Below are 15,371 nucleotides of genomic sequence, written 5' to 3' on the forward strand. Positions count from 1 at the left end.
CCGCAACAGACCGTTCTCAAGACCGATGGAGGCCTTCATGTCCCGCACCAGCTCCCGAGCCCTTGGCGCCTCCCGTGCCCACGGCCGGGGCCGGGTGCTCCTGCTCGCCCTGGTGGGCGCGGGCGCAACCTGGGCCCAGGTTCCACTTGTCCAGGCGCCCGGCCCGGCGTCCGCACCGGCATCCGCCCCGGCGGTCAGTCCGTACCCGACCGTGCAGCTCACCCTGGCCCAGGCCCTGCGGACCGCCCTCGACCAGAACCCGCGGGTGCAGCAGTCGCTGCTGACCATCGCGGAAAGCGGCGACGACCGCCGGGCCGCTGCCGCGGCGCTCATGCCCACCGTGGCCGCCCAGGCCATCGGACAGCGCAACAAGTACAACCTGGACGCCTTGATGGGCCTGCCGCAGCCCCACGGCCCCGAGGTGGTGGGTCCCTTCAACTGGGGCCAGGTGGGGGTTGAAGCCCAGGTCTCGCTCTTCGACCTGAGCCTCTGGAAGAAGTGGCGGGCCTCCCGGAACGCGGAGGACGCCACCCGCGCCCAGGGCCGCGCCGTGCGCGAGGAGATCGCCGCCCTGGTGGTGGGCCAGTACCTGCGTGCCCTCCGCGCGGCCGCCTCGGTGCAGGCGGGGGAATCCCGCGTGGACCTGGCGGAGGCCCTGGCCAAGCTGGCGGAGAACCAGCAGAAACAGGGGGTCGGCACCAAGCTCGACACGCTGCGTGCCCAGCTCCAGCTGCAGACCGAGCGCCAGCGCCTCATCCAGGCCCAGACCCAGCGTTTCACGGCCCTGGCTGGCCTGGGCCGCCTGCTGGACCTGAAGCCCGGCACGCATATCGAACTGGCGGACACCCTCGCGGCTCCCGCCCTGCCTGCGGGCGGCTTCGAGGAGGCCTATCAGGCGGGCCTGACCCAGCGCCCCGAGCTCGCGGCGCTGGAGGCCCGGGAGAAGGCCGCCGAGAATCTGCGCCAGGCCGCCCAGGGCCTGCGCCTGCCCACCCTCGTCGCCACCGGGACGTATGGTTCCACAGGCCTGCAGTCCGAGCCTTGGGTCAACACGTACCAGATCTCGCTGGGCCTCCGGGTGCCGCTATTCACCGGCGGCCTGGTGTCCTCCCAGATCTCGCGCGCCAAGTCCGAGCAGAGCCGGGTGCAGGAGGCTCGGCGCGAGGTCCGGGCTCAGGTGGGCTACGAGGTCCAGGTGGCGCAGGCGGAGCTGGATGCCGCCGCCCACGAGGTGGAGGTGGCCAACCTCGCCGTATCTCTGTCCACGGAAGCGCTCACCCAGGCCCGACATCGCTTCGAAGCCGGCGTGAGCAACAACATCGAAGTGATCAACGCCCAGGACGAACTGGCGCGCGCCGCCGACAACCAGATCAGCGCCCTCTACCGCCTGAACCAGTCCCGCGCGGACCTGGCCCGGGCCACGGGGCAGCTTGAATCGTTCTTCGCCCGCTGATGGAGACCCCCATGAATCAAGAAGCTTCCACCGTTCAGGACACCCCCAGCGGAGCCGCCGCCGCCGGCATGTCCAAGGCCCTGAGAGCCCTGCTCATCGGCACGCCCATCGCCCTGCTCCTGGGCGGTGGCCTCTGGCTCTACTCCCGCGATCGCGTGAGCACGGACGATGCCCAGGTGGACGGCCATCTGGTGCCGGTCTCCTGCCGCGTCTACGGCACCGTGGACAAAGTGCTGGTGGAGGACAACCAGGCCGTGAAAGCCGGGGATCCTCTGGTGGCCATGGACCCCCGGGACATCCAGGCGAAACTGGATCAGGCGAAAGCCGCCCTCGCCCAGGCCAAGGCGCAGGTTGAAGGTGCCCGGGCCGATCTGGAGCGGGCGCGGGTGGCCTTCCAGCAGGCCAAGGGCTCGGACCTGGAGACCGCCAAGGCCAACCTGGATTCCAAGCGGGCCAGCCTCGACAAGGCGAAGACCGATGTCCAGCGCATGAAGCCGCTGGCGGAACGGGAGGAGATTTCCGCGCAGCAGTTCGATGGCCTCCGCACTCAGGCCGAAGTGGCCGACGGCGACTGGCGGGCCGCTCAGCAGAAGCTCGGTTCCCTCCAGCGCGAAGCGGATATCCGCAAAGTCGCCGTGGGCGCCGCCGAGGCCCGGCTGGCCTCGGCGCAGGCCCAGGTGGACCAGGCCCGCGCCAGCCAGGAGGGCCTGGAACTCCAGCTCGGCTACACCCGGATCCTCGCCCCCGTGGATGGCGTCGTCACCCGCAAGTTCGTGGAAGCCGGGCAGACGATCCAGCCTGGCCAGGGCCTGCTCACGCTGATCCCCCTGCACCAGACCTGGGTCACGGCGAATTTCAAGGAGACCCAGCTCGCCCGGATGAAGCCCGGCCAGGAAGCGGAGATCAAGGTGGACATGAACGGCATGGTGCTCAAGGGCCACGTGGATTCCATCGCCGGCTCCACGGGCTCGCGCATGAGCCTGCTGCCCCCCGAGAACGCCGTGGGCAACTTCGTGAAGGTCGTCCAGCGCATCCCCGTGAAGATCCACATCGACGAAGCCGAGGCCCAGAAGGTCGTCCTCCGCCCCGGCATGAACGTCGAGGCTACGGTGATCGTGAAGTGATCCTGGAAGCGACCCAGTGACCTCCTCCCACCGCACCATCAACCCCTGGATCATCGCCCTCACGGTGATGATCGCGACCTTCATGGAGGTCCTCGACACCAGCGTGGCCAACGTGGCGCTGCCGCATATCGCGGGAGACCTGTCGGCCACGGTGGAGGAAACCACCTGGGTGCTCACCTCGTACCTGGTGGCCAACGCCGTGGTGCTGCCGCTGGGGGGCTACTTCTCCAGCCTCATGGGGCGGAAGCGGTTCTACATCACCTGCGTGAGCATCTTCACGGTGGCTTCGCTCCTCTGCGGCATCGCGCCGTCGCTCGGCTGGCTCATCTTCTTCCGGGTGCTTCAGGGCCTCGGCGGCGGCGGCCTGCAGCCCATCTCCCAGGCCATCCTGGTGGAGACCTTCCCCCACGAAAAACGTGGCGCGGCCATGGCCGTCTACGGCATGGGCGTCGTGCTGGCGCCCATCATCGGTCCCGTGCTGGGTGGCTGGATCACAGACAACTTCAGTTGGCACTGGATCTTCCTCATCAACATCCCGGTGGGCCTCCTGTCCATCGTGCTCACCACCTCGCTGGTCCATGACCCGCCGGCCTTCCACCGCATCTCCCTCAAGGAGGGCGGCCGGTTCGACTACCTGGGCATCGGCGTCATCACCCTGGGCCTGGCTTCGCTGGAGATCGTCCTGGACGAGGGGCAGCGCAAGGACTGGTTCTCCTCGAACTTCATCGTCTTCTTCGCAGTCGTCGCCGTGGTCACCCTGCTCTACGCGATCTTCCACGAGCTGCGGAAGGAACGACCCATTGTGGATCTGCGACTGCTGAAGGACCGCACCTTCGCGGTCTCCATCCTCATGCTCTTCGTGCTCGGCTTCGTGCTTTACGGCAGCCTGGCCCTGCTGCCCATTTTCCTGCAGACGCTGCTGGGCTACTCCGCCCTGTTGAGCGGCTGGGTGCTGAGTCCCGGCGGCCTGGCCATCATGCTGATGATGCCGGTGGTGGCCATGCTGCTGAAGAAGGTCGACACCCGCTGGCTCATCGGTATCGGATTCTTCACTTGCGGCCTGGGCCTCATCCAGATGTCAGGCTTCAACCTGCAGGTGGATTTCCAGTCGGCCATGACGTCCCGAGTGGTGCAGAGCCTGGGCTTCGCCTTTCTCTTCATCCCCATCAACGTCTCCGCCTTCCAGCACATCCCGCATGAGAAGACGGCCTATGCCGCAGGTCTCATGAACCTGGTCCGCAACATCGGCGGCAGCACTGGCATCGCCATCGCCACCACGCTGCTGTCCCGCCGCTCCCAGTTCCACCAGGCCAACCTCATCGGCCACCTGGCCCCAGGTGATCCCGCCTACCAGGGCCTCCTGGACCGGGCCACCCAGTTGGGCATGCTGCGCGGTGGCCTGTCACCGGCGGATGCCGCCCACATGGCCCAGGGGGCCGCCTACGGCACCGTGGTCAAGCAGTCGAGCATGATGGCCTTCTCGGACACCTTCTGGTTCATGGGGGTCCTCTGCTTCTGCCTCTTCCCGCTGCTCTTCCTCATGCGGCGGAGCCGAGCCACGGGACCCGTGGCCATCGACTGATCTGGCGGGACGGATACCATGGGCGCCATGAGCCTGCGCAACCTGCCCCCCTCCGAACGCGCCTTCGCGACCTTCGTGATCCTGGCCCTGGCGGCCTTCCTGGCGGGTGGTCTGGCCTTCACCACGCGCCAGGAACGCGCCGGGAGGGCCCAGGCTCCCGCCGCACAGCCCCGCCTCATGGCCGTTCTCGAAGGCGTGATGGCCCCCAATACCAGCCCGGCGGAGGCCGCCGTGTTCCGCACCTGGGTGCAGGGCGGCGCCACCCGCGAGGGATTCGCCCCCGTGGAGGCCATCGTCACGAACAACTGCGCCAGCTGCCATGGTCCCGGCGGCCAGTTCCCCCGGCTCACCAGCTACGAGGACCTGCGCCCCCTGGCCCTGGAGGAGGCCTCCGAGGGCCTGTTCGCCACGCTCGGCGCCCGCGGCCTGCACCTGATCGGGTTCCCCCTGGTCTTCCTGGTGGCGGCCTTCGGCTACCTGCGGCGGACGGACTGGAAGGGCCAGACCATCCTCACGGGCGGCTGCGCCGTGGCCGTAATCTTCGATGCGGGCCAGTGGTGGCTGCGGCAGGGGCATCCCGGCCACGCCTGGGCGGCCTGGACAGGGCTGATCGTGCTGTCCGTGGCCTTCCTGGTCCTGACGGGCGTGGTGCTCGCGGACCTGTGGCGCGGCCCATCCGAAGGCAAGCGATAACGATCACCACCGAGACACAAAATTTCTTTTCCTGGTGTCTCGGTGGTGAAAGGTTTCGGGTGGTACGAGTGAACGGTCCTACTGGGCCGCTGGCTCGTCCACGAAATCCTCATCCGAGAGGCCGCTATCGGGGGGAAGCTTGGCGAGCTCGGCCTTGACGAGGGTCTGGTGCTGGACCTCCTCGTCGCGGAGTTCCTCGAAGAGGGCCCGGACCTCGGCATCCTTCAGGGCCGGAAGGGCTGCCACGAAGAAGGCATGGGCCTTGATCTCGGAGGCCAGGGCCGCCTTCATGGCCTGGCGCGGGCTCATGAAAGCGCGGGCCTCATCGTAGTCCGGAGCCTCCACGTCGAAGATCATGGCCCGGGTCACGGTGGGCGTCAGGCCGCCGAACAGCTGGCCGCGGCGGTCGGCCAGCTCCTGGCCGTGCTTGGCCTCGTTGTGGGCCATGAGGCGGAAGAAGGTCGCCGCGGCCGGCGTGCGGTGCTGCTCCATCTGGGCCGCGAACTCCTCGTAACGCTCTTTCGCCTCATCCTCGATCAGGATGGCCAGATCGAGGGCATCCATCAGGCTCAGGCTGGCAAAGTCGATGCGCGTCGCCATGGCGTCCCTCCTACTTCTTGATGAAGAGATCCAGGATGCGCTCCTTGGGGAGGGCGCCCTGGGACAGCTGGATCTGGCGCTCGCGGATCTGGGCGTCGTAGGTGGCCGGCGGCTCGGGGTTCTTGTAGAACACGCCGAGGTGCATCTTGGACCCGTAGTGCTGGGCCAGATCCATGGCCGCCAGGCGGTCTGCCGGATCGTGGCCGAGGTCCTTCAGCGATTCGCTGATGGCCTTGAGGCCTTTGATCTGCTGGGCCTCTTCGCCGTAGGTGACGCAGGGGGACTGCACGTTCACGAAGGCGAAACCCGGGTAGCGGATGGCCTCCTCGATGATGGCCGCCATGCCCACCAGATCCGTCGGCGAAGCCTGGGCCACGAAGCCGGCGCCGTAGGCCAGCGTGTAGAGGAGCGGATTGACGGGGTTCTCGAGGCTCCCGTACGGCGACGTGCAGGTGGTGCGGCCCTTCTGGGAGGTGGGCGAGAGCTGGCCCTTGGTGAGGCCGTAGATCTGGTTGTCCATCACGATGTAGGTGATGTCGATGTTGCGGCGGATCAGGTGGGCGATGTGGCCGCCACCGATGGAGAAGCCGTCGCCGTCGCCGCCGGCCGCCAGCACCAGCAGGTCGGGGTTGGCCAGCTTGATGCCCTGCGCGATGGGCAGGGCACGGCCGTGAACGGTGTTGAAGCCGTAGGCCGTGGTGTAGCCGGGGATGCGGCTGGAGCAGCCGATGCCCGAAATGAAGGCGATCTCATGGGGCGGGCGGCCGATGGCGGCCATGGCCCGGTAGATGCCCTGCACCACGGAGTAGTCGCCGCAGCCGGGGCACCAGATGGGCTTCAGGTCGCTCTTGTAGTCTTTCGCTTGGAATTCGCAGGTGGCGCTCATGATCGACCTCACTCCTGGGGCTGAAGCTTGCCCTCGTGGCTGCGCTGCAGCTCCGAGAGGAGATGGTGGAGGGCCACGACGATCTCGCCGGGCAGGAAGGGGTTCGCGCCGCTGCGGGCCAGGGACTGCAAGCCCTTCGGCAGGTCGAGGTGCATGCGCAGCACTTTGAACGTCTGGGCCAGGTGGGACTGCTCGACGACGAGCCCCTTCTGGACCGAGGCGAAGAAGTCGCGGTAGGTCTGCTCGGCCACGGGATAGAGCAGATAGGGCACCATCAGCTTGACGTCGAGGCCCTGCTCACGGGCCATCTGCAGCGCCTCGCGGCACACGCCGGCCACGCTGCCCCAGGCCACCAGGGCCAGCGGAGCATTGGGGTTGCCGGTGATCTCGAAGAGGTCCTTGCGCTCCTTGAGTGGATCGAACTTCTTGATGCGCTTGTCGTTCATGCGGGCATGGACCGAACCGCTGTTCGTGGGCGCGCCGGATTCCACATGCTCGATGCCGGAGGCCAGGTAGGTGCCGCCCAGCATGCCCGGGTGGCTGATGGGGCTGATGTGGTTCTCGGTCTGCTTGAAGCGCTTGTAGTCCTGCAGATCCGAACCGGTGGGGGCGAGGCGGTTGATGATCTTGAACTGGCTGGTGTCGATGGGATCCAGCGTTTCCTTGCGGGAGGCGATCTCCTGGTCGGAGAGGATGATCACCGGCGTCTGGTAGTACTCGGCGATGTTGAAGGCCTCGATGGTGGTGCGGAAGGTGTCGGCCACGGAAGTCGGGGCCAGGACGGGCCGGATCACATCGCCATGGGCGGAGAAGGCCGCGGCGAAGAGATCGGACTGCTCGGTCTTGGTGGGCAGGCCCGTGGAGGGCCCACCGCGCTGCACATCCACGATCACCAGGGGCAGCTCGGCGATGCTGGCGAGGCCCATCATCTCGGACTTGAGGGAGAGGCCCGGGCCGCTGGTGGCGGTCATGGCCTTCTTGCCGGCGAAGGAGGCGCCCACGGCCGCGCCGATGCCGGCGATCTCATCCTCGGCCTGCAGGACCGCGCCGCCGTACTTCCAGACGTGGTTGGTGAAGAACTGCATGATCTCGGTGGAGGGCGTGATCGGGTAGCCGCCGAAGAACTGGCAGCCGGCGAAAATCGCGGCGGCGGCGCACATGTCGTTGCCGTCGGTCAGGAGTTTCACGCCACCCTTCCCTTCGGACGGCACGATGGTCATGTCGGCCTTGAGGGGATGTTCCTTCGCGAAGGCCATGCCCGCATCGAAGGCCTTCTGATTGGCTTCGACGAGCTCCTGGCTCTTCTTGGCGAGCTTCCTGGAGATGCCCTTCATCACTGCCACGGCGCCGATGCCGAACCAGCCTGCGATGAGACCCAGCACCACGGTATTCTTGGCGCGCTCGGTGCCGGCGGTCTCCTTGGCCATCGCGGCGATGGGCACGGCGATCACCTGCAGCGGCGTGACACCCACCAGCGGGATCTGATTCTCGGGCACGCCGGTGGCGGCCTCGTAGATCACCACGGTGGTGCCGGCCACGGGAAGCTCAGCGCCGAACTTGAGGAAGTCCTCCCAGTTCAGGGCCACGGCCACGTCGAGGTTGCCGCCGGGGTTCAGGACGGGATCCGTGCTGATGCGCACGCGGCAGGAGGATTCGCCGCCGCGGATCTGGGAGCCGAAGCTCTTGGTCATCACACCGTGGTAACCCTCGGCCGATGCCGCCTGGAGGAGGGAGTCGCCGGCGGAGACGATGCCATCGCCTCCTGAACCGGCCATTCCGAAGACAAGATCCTTGCGCATGGGCACCTCGGACTGAGGGTGATGTAGGCGGCCTCCGAGCCGCGTTCCGCCGCTCGGCGCCGCACACTGGAAGACGCAGTGTCGTCCAAACAACCCTACCCCCGAGGGGCATTGCTTTTCATCACACCTTCCCGCCGGGAAGGCCCTGCCAGGGCGCTGTCAGCCCAGCTGGGCGAGGTCTTCCGGCGCACCCAGGCTCAGGGCCGACACCGCCAGGCCCCGTTCCTTGGCCTGGCGCTTCACCAGGCCGGCCAGGACCTTGCCCGGCCCCAGTTCGATGAAGGTGGTGACTCCCTGGTCCAGCAGCAGATCCAGGGTGGCCTGCCAGCGCACGGCGCCGGGGATCTGGCGTACGAGCCCATCCCTGAGGGCCTCGGGAGCTGAGACAGCGGCTGCGTCCACGTTGTTCACCAGAGGACAGATGGGCGTCTTGAAGGCCAACCCTTGCAGGATGGGCAGCATGCGGGCCTGGGCGGGCTCCATGAGCGGCGAATGGAAGGGGGCGCTCACGGGCAGCTTCATGGCCTTGCGCCCCCCGCGGGCCTTGGCGGCCTCCATGGCTGCGTCCACGGCCTCGGCATGGCCGGCGATGACGATCTGGCCAGGGCCATTGAAGTTGGCGGGCACCACGATCTTGCCAGTCGAAGCGGCGGCCTCGGCGCAGCTGGCCTCCACATCCGCCTGGCTCATGCCCAGGATGGCCGCCATGGCGCCGACGCCCACGGGCACGGCCTCCTGCATGGCCCGGCCGCGCTCGCGCACAGTGCGGACGGCATCCTGGAAGCCCAGGGCGCCCAGGGCCACCATGGCGCTGTATTCACCCAGGGAATGGCCTGCGGCGAAATCGGGCTTGGGCAGATGATGGGCCCACGCGCGGACCACCATGGTGCTGTGGGTGAGGATGGCGGGCTGGGTGTGCTCCGTGAGCTTCAGGGCCTCCTCCGGCCCCTCGGCCATGAGGTGCGAGAGCGGAAAGCCCAGGGCGGCGTCCGCGTCCTGGAGGACGGCCCGGGCCGCGGGCTCGGCCCCAGCCAACGCCACGCCCATGCCCACTGCCTGCGATCCCTGCCCCGGAAACAGCCAAGCGACCTTGCTCATCGGAACCTCTGAAAGAAACAGCCACAGATGAACACGGATGAACTCAGATAAATGCCCATCCGTGTTGATCCGTGTTCATCCGTGGCAGATAAAATCAGTCCTGGGGCAGCAGCAGGGCTACGCGCTCCTGGATGCGCTCGTGGAGGCGGTGCTCCACGGCCCGGAGGGCTGCCCGGATGGCGTTCCGCACGGCCTTGTGGTCGCTGCGGCCATGGCCGATGATGCTCACGCCCTTCACGCCGAGCAAGGGCGCGCCGCCGTACTCCGAGTAGTCCAGTTTCTTCTTGAACCGCTTCATGGCGGGCTTTGCGAGCAGGCCGGCCAACTTGGTGATCGACGATTCCATGAAGCTGTCCCGGAGGCCACCGATGATGCCCTCGGCCAGGGCTTCGCTGGACTTCAGCACCACGTTTCCCACGAACCCGTCGCAGGCGATGACGTCGAAGTTGCCGTTCCAGATGTCCCGGCCTTCGGCGTTGCCTTCGAAACGGATCCCCATCTCGCGAAGCATGGCGGAGGCATCCTTGGTCACGTCCGTGCCCTTGCCGTCCTCTTCGCCCACGCTGAGGATTCCCACGCGCGGATGCTCGAGGCCAAGCACTTCTTCGGCATACACCGAACCCATCACCGCGAACTGGGCGATGTGCTCGGCGCGGCTATCCACGTTCGCGCCCACATCGAGCAGCACCGTGGGCCCGCCCTTCATGTTGGGCAGGACGCTGGCCAGGGCCGGCCGATCCACGCCGTCGAGCTTGCCGATGACGAGGCTGGAGGCCACCATGGCGGCCCCGGTGTGCCCCATGGACACCACGCCGTGGGCCCGCCCCTCGCGCACGAGCTGGGCGGCCACGCGAATGGAGCTGTCCTTCTTCTCCTTGAGGATGCTGGTGGCCTTGTCTTCCATGACCACGGTCTGGGAGGCATGGATCAGCTCCGCGCGGGCCATCAGCTCCGGCGTGAAGCCGTGGCGGGCCAACTGCGGGCGGAGCACCGCCTCATCCCCGACGAGGAAGAGGAAGAGCCCCGGCCAGGCCTGGAGGGCCTCCCGGGCGCCCAGCAACGTCGCATGGGGGGCGTGGTCGCCCCCCATGACGTCCAGTGCGATGCGATGGCCGTCCACTGCCTTAGGCAGTTGCGGCGACGCGGACGGCCAGCTTGCCGCGGTAGAAGCCACAGCTGGGGCACACGCGGTGGGGCAGCTTGGGGGTCTGGCAGTTGGGGCAGGTGCTGGCGCTCATGACTTCCAGCGCGTCGTGGGTGCGCCGGCGGTCGCGGCGGGCCTTGGAATGGCGGCGCTTGGGATTCGGCATGGCTTGCTCCTAGTGGGAAAATGCAAAGTTCCAGGTTAAGGGTTTCAGGATTCCGGGTCCAGCTTGATTCCCGCCAGGGCCTTGGTGAGGGCCTGGTTGAGGGCGGAGGGGGCCTGCACGGAATCGGGCGCGCACTGGCAGGGGCCCTTGTTCCAGTTCTTGCCGCAGGTGGGGCAGAGCCCCTTGCAGGCCTCGGAACAGAGGGGATGCATGGGGGCCTGGAGCTCGAACTGCTCGCGCACCAGCTCGGTCTCGTCCAGGGTGTCCTCGGGCAGGAAGACCACGTCTAGATCCTGGGTGCCCAGGGTGTGGGAGCCCCGGCCCACCAGGTCGGGATCCTTGCTGCCCAGGAACTGGCTTTCCACCATGAGGGGCCGGTCCAGGGGCGCGAGGCAGCGGCTGCAGGAGCCCTGCCAGACGGCCTGGCCCTTCACTTCCAGGAACACGTCCCCGTCCGAGGCCAGCGCGAACACGGACCAGTCCAGGTCCCGCAGCGAGACGCCGCCCTCCAGCGCCACCAGTTCGGTGGTGCCATTCAGGCGAAGGCCCTCCTGGGGCAGCTTGTGGAGATCGATCACTTCTTGGCTCCGGCATCGGCGGCCGGGGCGTCGGCCTTGGGCGCAGCGCCTCCAGCAGGAGCGCTCACCGGGGAGGAGCCGGCCACCTGGCCAGGCGTCCGGATGATGGGGCCCGAATCTTCCTGATTGTTCGGATCGCCGGCGCACTTCAGCTCGTAGGTGGCGCGGCTGGACTTGCCTTCGTACGGCTGGCCGAAAGGATCCTGGGCAGACATGCCGACCTTGATGAGGCTTTCCTTCACGAGCGAGGAGTTGCCATCCACCATGGCGTCGAAGCTGCCGAAATCCGGGAAGCGGCCATGCTTGAGGTAGTACTGGTCGAGGCCCTCGGCCACGATCTTGAGGTCGTCGCCGGCCTTGAGGTAACGGGCCTGGGCCGAATGCTTCCGGAACTGGGAGAAGCCGAGGGTGCCCAGCACGGCGATGATCATCATCGCCACCAGTAGCTCCAGCAGGGAGAAGCCACGGTCTCGGCGGAGGGCGGAAGTCGGGGTCATGGGAAGGTCCGGTGAGAGGGCTCGGCTGCGTCGCATCCGAGCGTTCCAGTGTGCCAGGAATGGCTGAAAACGCAAGGTTTCATCGGCTTCATGCGTCCTTGGGGCCTTCGGTTCCGCTGCCTTCCTCCTCCACGGGGGCGGGGAAGTCCGCGGGCCAGGGGAAGTCCTGCGGCAGGGCCTCCAGGCCGCCCAGTTCGGCCAGCCAGTATCGATAGGCCCGGAAGCTCATGCCAAGCCGTTTACCGGCCTTGGTCTTCACACCACCCACCTCCTCCAGGGCCCGCCGGAGGAAGTGGCCTTTCAGGGCGTTGATCCAGGCCTCCAGATCGAAGCCCTCGGGCGGGATGGTCAGGGGGGCGGAGCGGCCGGCTCCTTCGCTGGGGACCTGTCCGAAGCCCTCCGGCAGCAGGTCCTTGGTGATGGGGCCACCGGCGTTGAGCGCCACGCAGCGCTCCATGAGGTTCTCGAGTTCCCGCACGTTGCCCGGGAACCGGTAGGCCAGCAGCTGGGCCATGGTGTCTGCGTGGAGCTGCATGGGGGCCTTGCCCAGCTTCAGGCAGGAGCGCCGCAGGAAATGCTCGGCCAGCACCGGCAGGTCCTCGGGCCGCTCCCGCAGGGGCGGCAGCTCGATCTGAAGGATGTTCAACCGGTAGAAGAGGTCCTCCCGGAAGGCGCCGGATTCGGCCCGGGCCCGCAGGTCCCGGTTGGTGGCGGCGATGACGCGCACATCCACCGGCCGCTCCTCCGTGGCCCCCAGGCGGCGCAGGCGGCGCTCCTGGAGCACCCGCAGCAGCTTCACCTGGAGGGAGAGGGGCATCTCGCCGATCTCGTCCAGGAACAGGATGCCGCCGCCGGCCTCTTCGAAGAGCCCGCGCTTCATGGCGCCAGCGCCCGTGAAGGCCCCTTTCTCGAACCCGAACAGCTCACTTTCCAGCAGGGCTTCGGGCAGGGCCCCGCAGTTCACTGCCACGAAGGGGCCCTTGGCCCGGTCGGAATAGCGGTGGATGAGCCGGGCCACCACCTCCTTGCCCGTGCCGCTCTCCCCCGTGAGCAGCACCGTGGTGTCGGCCCGGGAGACCTTGCCGATGAGCGCGTTGATCTTCCGCATGACGGGCCCGACGCCCACCAGCTCGCCCAGGTCCTGGGGCGGCGGCGCGGCCGGCTCGGCGGCCGCGAGCAACCCCTTCAGCGTGCCGATGAGTTCCTCGTGCTTGAAGGGTTTGGTGATGAAGTCCACCGCTCCCTGATTCAGGGCCTGGACCGTGGTCTCGGTGGTGGCGTAGGCGGTCATGATCACCACCGGCGTCTCCAGCCCCTGTTCCTTCATCCAGGTGAGCAATTCGATGCCCGAACCGTCCTTCAGCTTCAGGTCGGAGAGCACCCCGTCGAAGGTGGTCTCCCGGAGGGCCCGCTGCCCCTCCTCGATGCCCGCGGCGGCCTCGCACCGGAAGCCGGCCCCTTCCAAGGCCAGGGTCAGCACCTCCCGAAGGCCGGGTTCGTCCTCCACCAGCAGGATCCGTTGGGTCGAGGCGAGGGACATGGCAACCTGAAGAAGTGACGCGTTAGGTCAGTTATCCTATCTTGAACCCTTTTCTGGAGTCCCGTGAAGCACGTCCTGTCCGCCCGACGGAACCTCGGCTTCGAAGGGCGCGAGCGGGTGCTGCTTGCCCGGACGGATGCCCTGGGCGATCTGATGGTGTCACTCCCCGTGCAGCAGCGGCTGCTGTCGCGGTTTCCCGGACTCGAGATCCACTGGCTCGTCCGGCCCTACTCGGCGCCCCTCCTCGAAGGTCATCCCGACGTTGCGGGTGTGCATCTGCGTACGGATGGACAGGATCTGCAAGCTTTGTTCGCCCAACTGAAACCTCATGCGGTCCTCAATCTGGGCCACCGCGACGCGGCAGTCATCGTGGCCGCGAAAAAGGCCGAGGTGCCGGTGCGCGTAGCCCGGGCGCGTAGGCTTCCCCAAATCCTCGGCGCCACGGATCTCCTCTGGAAGGGCCGTTACGGAAGCGGACGCCACGAGGCCATGAACGTGATGGATTTTCTCGGCCCATGGGGCCTGGGCGGCGGGGCACCCATGCCGCCTCGTCTGTATTTGACAGAGGCCGAACGCGTCCAAGGCATGCGGGACTTGCAGGCCTTTCCTGGCCCCCGTCTGGGCTTCTTCTTCCGCGGCACCGGGGCCGGAGCCCACCCCAGCCCCGGCTGGTGGAAGCAAGCCCTGCTCGTCTTCGCCCAAGCCGGGTGGTCCCCCGTGCCCCTTGGTCCTCCAGATCTCTCGCACCTGGCACCCACTGACCTGCGCGGGCTCATGGCCCGGATGAGCGCCTGCCAGACGATCCTCAGCCCTTCCTCCGGCCCGGCCCACATAGCCGCAGCCCTGGATCTGCCCCTGCTCTGCCTGATGGGTCTGCGCCCCAACCACAGCCCCGACCGCTGGGCGCCCCTTGGGGCCAAGGTCCAGGTGGTCCAGTATCCCGGCCCCGAAGCCGACCTCTCTGGCGGCATGGACCGGCTCAACCCGGAAGCTCTCCTGCCCCACCTGGCGAGGCTGTCGCACTTGAACGAGGGCGTGCGCGCATGAGCGCTGTCATTCCACCCCACGCCACCTGGGTGCGCTTCCCGCGCTTTGTCGGGGACGCCGCCATGCAGCTGCCGGTGCTGCGCCTCCTTCGGGAGATCGATGCGGGCCCCATCGTCGTGTGGGGGCCGAAGACCACCGTAGGCCTAGTGACGGATACCTGGTTCTGCGACGCGACCCTGCCCGACGAGGGCAAGCCCAGCCCCTTCGCCATGGCCCGCACCCTCCGGCGGCATCACGCGGCCCGCAGTATCCATTTCCCGAAGTCCCTGCGACCGGCCCTGGCGGCCTGGCTGGCCCGGGTGCCTGAGCGCATCGGCGTGGACGAGAGCCTGGCGGGCCTCTTCAACACCCACAGCGGCCCCTTCTGGGAGGCCGAGGGCCCCTTCCTGCTGCGCTACCACGCTGTGCTGAAGCGGCGCTGGCCCGACCTGCCGCCCATGCCCTACGCCGACTTCGATCCGCGGGTGGCCATCCAGAAGCCATCGGAGCACTACTTCTGCCTCATGCCCGGTTCCACCTGGCCCTCCAAAGCCTGGCCCGTGGACCACTACCGGACCCTGTTGCTGAAGGCCCGATCCGAGGGGTTCGCGGTGGCCGTGTTGGGTTCACCCGACGAGGCGGATACCTGCTCGGCGGTGGCCGGGGCAGAAGGCATCAACCTCTGCGGCAGGACGACCCTCAAGGAGGCCGCCGCCTGGATGCGCGGCGCCGCGGCGGTCATGGGCAACGACTCGGGGCTCAGCCACCTGGCCGCGGCCACCGGCGCGCCAGCGTTGGCCCTCTATGGGGCCACGGACCCGGGTGGGTCCACCCCCTGGGGCCCCAGGAGCCGTGGCTTGCGGAAGGAGGGCATCCCCTGTGCCCCCTGCTTCAAGCGGGATTGCTTCACGCCGGGGCACCCCTGCCTGGCGGATATCGGGCCCGACCAGGTCTGGGCCGAGCTGAAAGAGCTCATAACAAAACCCCACGTCGCCTCGCGGGGGGTGCCGGGCGAGTGAGGCGAGGAGCGCGAGACGGAGCGTAGCGGGTACTACGCGCGCCGAGCGTGACGCGGCATCACGACGCCCGCCACCCCCCGCCCGGAGGGATGAAGCCAGGCGGGCGCCCCGCGGCGTCAGGCCCCTTGAACGATGTCCCGCATCGCCCTGCGGGCCCTTCCTGGCG

The 15,371-nt window shown here is 68.0% G+C and carries 15 protein-coding genes; 6 read left to right on the forward strand and 9 right to left on the reverse strand.

What is annotated here, in order from left to right; all coding sequences use genetic code 11:
• Window positions 1–37: 37 nt before the first annotated feature.
• Genes NOV65_RS05465 through NOV65_RS05480 form a run of 4 tightly spaced genes read left to right on the forward strand, consistent with a single transcriptional unit; the run spans window position 38 to window position 4,852 of the window.
• Window positions 38–1,453 (forward strand): TolC family protein, encoded by a 1,416-nt coding sequence (locus tag NOV65_RS05465; protein WP_257304971.1) that lies wholly within the window; start codon window positions 38–40, stop codon window positions 1,451–1,453.
• 11 nt (window positions 1,454–1,464) lie between these two features.
• Entirely contained in the window at window positions 1,465–2,577 is a 1,113-nt protein-coding gene (locus NOV65_RS05470) for an HlyD family secretion protein (RefSeq protein WP_257304972.1), read from the forward strand.
• Window positions 2,578–2,593: 16 nt separating this feature from the next.
• Window positions 2,594–4,159 carry a DHA2 family efflux MFS transporter permease subunit gene (locus NOV65_RS05475; RefSeq protein WP_257304973.1) on the forward strand — a complete coding sequence of 522 codons (1,566 nt, stop codon included), beginning with the start codon at window positions 2,594–2,596 and terminating at the stop codon, window positions 4,157–4,159.
• A gap of 27 nt (window positions 4,160–4,186) precedes the next feature.
• Window positions 4,187–4,852 carry a hypothetical protein gene (locus NOV65_RS05480; protein ID WP_257304974.1) on the forward strand — a complete coding sequence of 222 codons (666 nt, stop codon included), beginning with the start codon at window positions 4,187–4,189 and terminating at the stop codon, window positions 4,850–4,852.
• A 78-nt stretch (window positions 4,853–4,930) separates the two neighbouring features.
• Here NOV65_RS05480 and NOV65_RS05485 read toward each other — a convergent pair whose 3' ends face one another.
• The 9 genes from NOV65_RS05485 to NOV65_RS05525 all read right to left on the reverse strand — a co-directional run bounded on the left by NOV65_RS05485 (window position 4,931) and on the right by NOV65_RS05525 (window position 13,160).
• Window positions 4,931–5,452: a ferritin-like domain-containing protein gene (locus NOV65_RS05485; RefSeq protein ID WP_257304975.1), complete on the reverse strand. Its 522-nt coding sequence runs from the start codon at window positions 5,450–5,452 to the stop codon at window positions 4,931–4,933.
• 10 nt (window positions 5,453–5,462) lie between these two features.
• On the reverse strand, window positions 5,463–6,338 hold the full coding sequence (locus NOV65_RS05490) for a 2-oxoacid:ferredoxin oxidoreductase subunit beta (protein ID WP_257304976.1): 876 nt from the start codon (window positions 6,336–6,338) through the stop codon (window positions 5,463–5,465).
• Window positions 6,339–6,346: 8 nt separating this feature from the next.
• Complete coding sequence (locus tag NOV65_RS05495) at window positions 6,347–8,137, reverse strand: 2-oxoacid:acceptor oxidoreductase subunit alpha (RefSeq protein WP_257304978.1); 1,791 nt, start codon at window positions 8,135–8,137, stop codon at window positions 6,347–6,349.
• Between the two features lie 159 nt (window positions 8,138–8,296).
• Complete coding sequence (gene fabD / locus NOV65_RS05500; RefSeq protein ID WP_257304979.1) at window positions 8,297–9,235, reverse strand: ACP S-malonyltransferase; 939 nt, start codon at window positions 9,233–9,235, stop codon at window positions 8,297–8,299.
• Window positions 9,236–9,329: 94 nt separating this feature from the next.
• A complete protein-coding gene (plsX, locus tag NOV65_RS05505) occupies window positions 9,330–10,355 on the reverse strand; it encodes a phosphate acyltransferase PlsX (protein WP_257304981.1) in 1,026 nt (341 codons plus the stop codon).
• 4 nt (window positions 10,356–10,359) lie between these two features.
• The gene (gene rpmF, locus NOV65_RS05510; RefSeq protein ID WP_257304982.1) at window positions 10,360–10,545 is read right to left on the reverse strand and encodes a 50S ribosomal protein L32; all 186 of its coding nucleotides are present in this window, start codon (window positions 10,543–10,545) and stop codon (window positions 10,360–10,362) included.
• A gap of 44 nt (window positions 10,546–10,589) precedes the next feature.
• Window positions 10,590–11,123, reverse strand: a complete 534-nt coding sequence (locus NOV65_RS05515) for a YceD family protein (RefSeq protein WP_257304983.1) — start codon at window positions 11,121–11,123, stop codon at window positions 10,590–10,592.
• The gene (locus NOV65_RS05520) at window positions 11,120–11,620 is read right to left on the reverse strand and encodes a type II secretion system protein (protein ID WP_257304984.1); all 501 of its coding nucleotides are present in this window, start codon (window positions 11,618–11,620) and stop codon (window positions 11,120–11,122) included. The genes NOV65_RS05515 and NOV65_RS05520 overlap by 4 nt, the downstream gene beginning before the upstream one ends.
• Before the next feature lie 88 nt (window positions 11,621–11,708).
• The gene (locus NOV65_RS05525) at window positions 11,709–13,160 is read right to left on the reverse strand and encodes a sigma-54-dependent transcriptional regulator (RefSeq protein ID WP_257304986.1); all 1,452 of its coding nucleotides are present in this window, start codon (window positions 13,158–13,160) and stop codon (window positions 11,709–11,711) included.
• 63 nt (window positions 13,161–13,223) lie between these two features.
• Here NOV65_RS05525 and NOV65_RS15540 point away from each other — a divergent pair, with 63 nt between their 5' ends.
• Window positions 13,224–14,207 carry a glycosyltransferase family 9 protein gene (locus NOV65_RS15540; RefSeq protein WP_257304987.1) on the forward strand — a complete coding sequence of 328 codons (984 nt, stop codon included), beginning with the start codon at window positions 13,224–13,226 and terminating at the stop codon, window positions 14,205–14,207.
• Complete coding sequence (locus NOV65_RS05535) at window positions 14,204–15,205, forward strand: glycosyltransferase family 9 protein (protein WP_257304988.1); 1,002 nt, start codon at window positions 14,204–14,206, stop codon at window positions 15,203–15,205. The genes NOV65_RS15540 and NOV65_RS05535 overlap by 4 nt, the downstream gene beginning before the upstream one ends.
• The last annotated feature ends 166 nt before the right edge of the window (window positions 15,206–15,371 follow it).

Origin of the sequence: Geothrix campi, from assembly GCF_024609265.1 — a bacterium.
In the GTDB taxonomy this organism is placed as follows: Bacteria; Acidobacteriota; Holophagae; order Holophagales; family Holophagaceae; genus Geothrix; species Geothrix campi.

Coding starts and splice junctions, on each gene's coding strand:
- NOV65_RS05465 (WP_257304971.1), top strand. CDS start 38: ATGTCCCGCACCAGCTCCCGAGCCCTTGGCGCCTCCCGTGCCCACGGC.
- NOV65_RS05470 (WP_257304972.1), top strand. CDS start 1,465: ATGAATCAAGAAGCTTCCACCGTTCAGGACACCCCCAGCGGAGCCGCC.
- NOV65_RS05480 (WP_257304974.1), top strand. CDS start 4,187: ATGAGCCTGCGCAACCTGCCCCCCTCCGAACGCGCCTTCGCGACCTTC.
- NOV65_RS05485 (WP_257304975.1), bottom strand. CDS start 5,452: ATGGCGACGCGCATCGACTTTGCCAGCCTGAGCCTGATGGATGCCCTC.
- NOV65_RS05490 (WP_257304976.1), bottom strand. CDS start 6,338: ATGAGCGCCACCTGCGAATTCCAAGCGAAAGACTACAAGAGCGACCTG.
- NOV65_RS05495 (WP_257304978.1), bottom strand. CDS start 8,137: ATGCGCAAGGATCTTGTCTTCGGAATGGCCGGTTCAGGAGGCGATGGC.
- fabD (WP_257304979.1), bottom strand. CDS start 9,235: ATGAGCAAGGTCGCTTGGCTGTTTCCGGGGCAGGGATCGCAGGCAGTG.
- rpmF (WP_257304982.1), bottom strand. CDS start 10,545: ATGCCGAATCCCAAGCGCCGCCATTCCAAGGCCCGCCGCGACCGCCGG.
- NOV65_RS05520 (WP_257304984.1), bottom strand. CDS start 11,620: ATGACCCCGACTTCCGCCCTCCGCCGAGACCGTGGCTTCTCCCTGCTG.
- NOV65_RS05525 (WP_257304986.1), bottom strand. CDS start 13,160: ATGTCCCTCGCCTCGACCCAACGGATCCTGCTGGTGGAGGACGAACCC.
- NOV65_RS05535 (WP_257304988.1), top strand. CDS start 14,204: ATGAGCGCTGTCATTCCACCCCACGCCACCTGGGTGCGCTTCCCGCGC.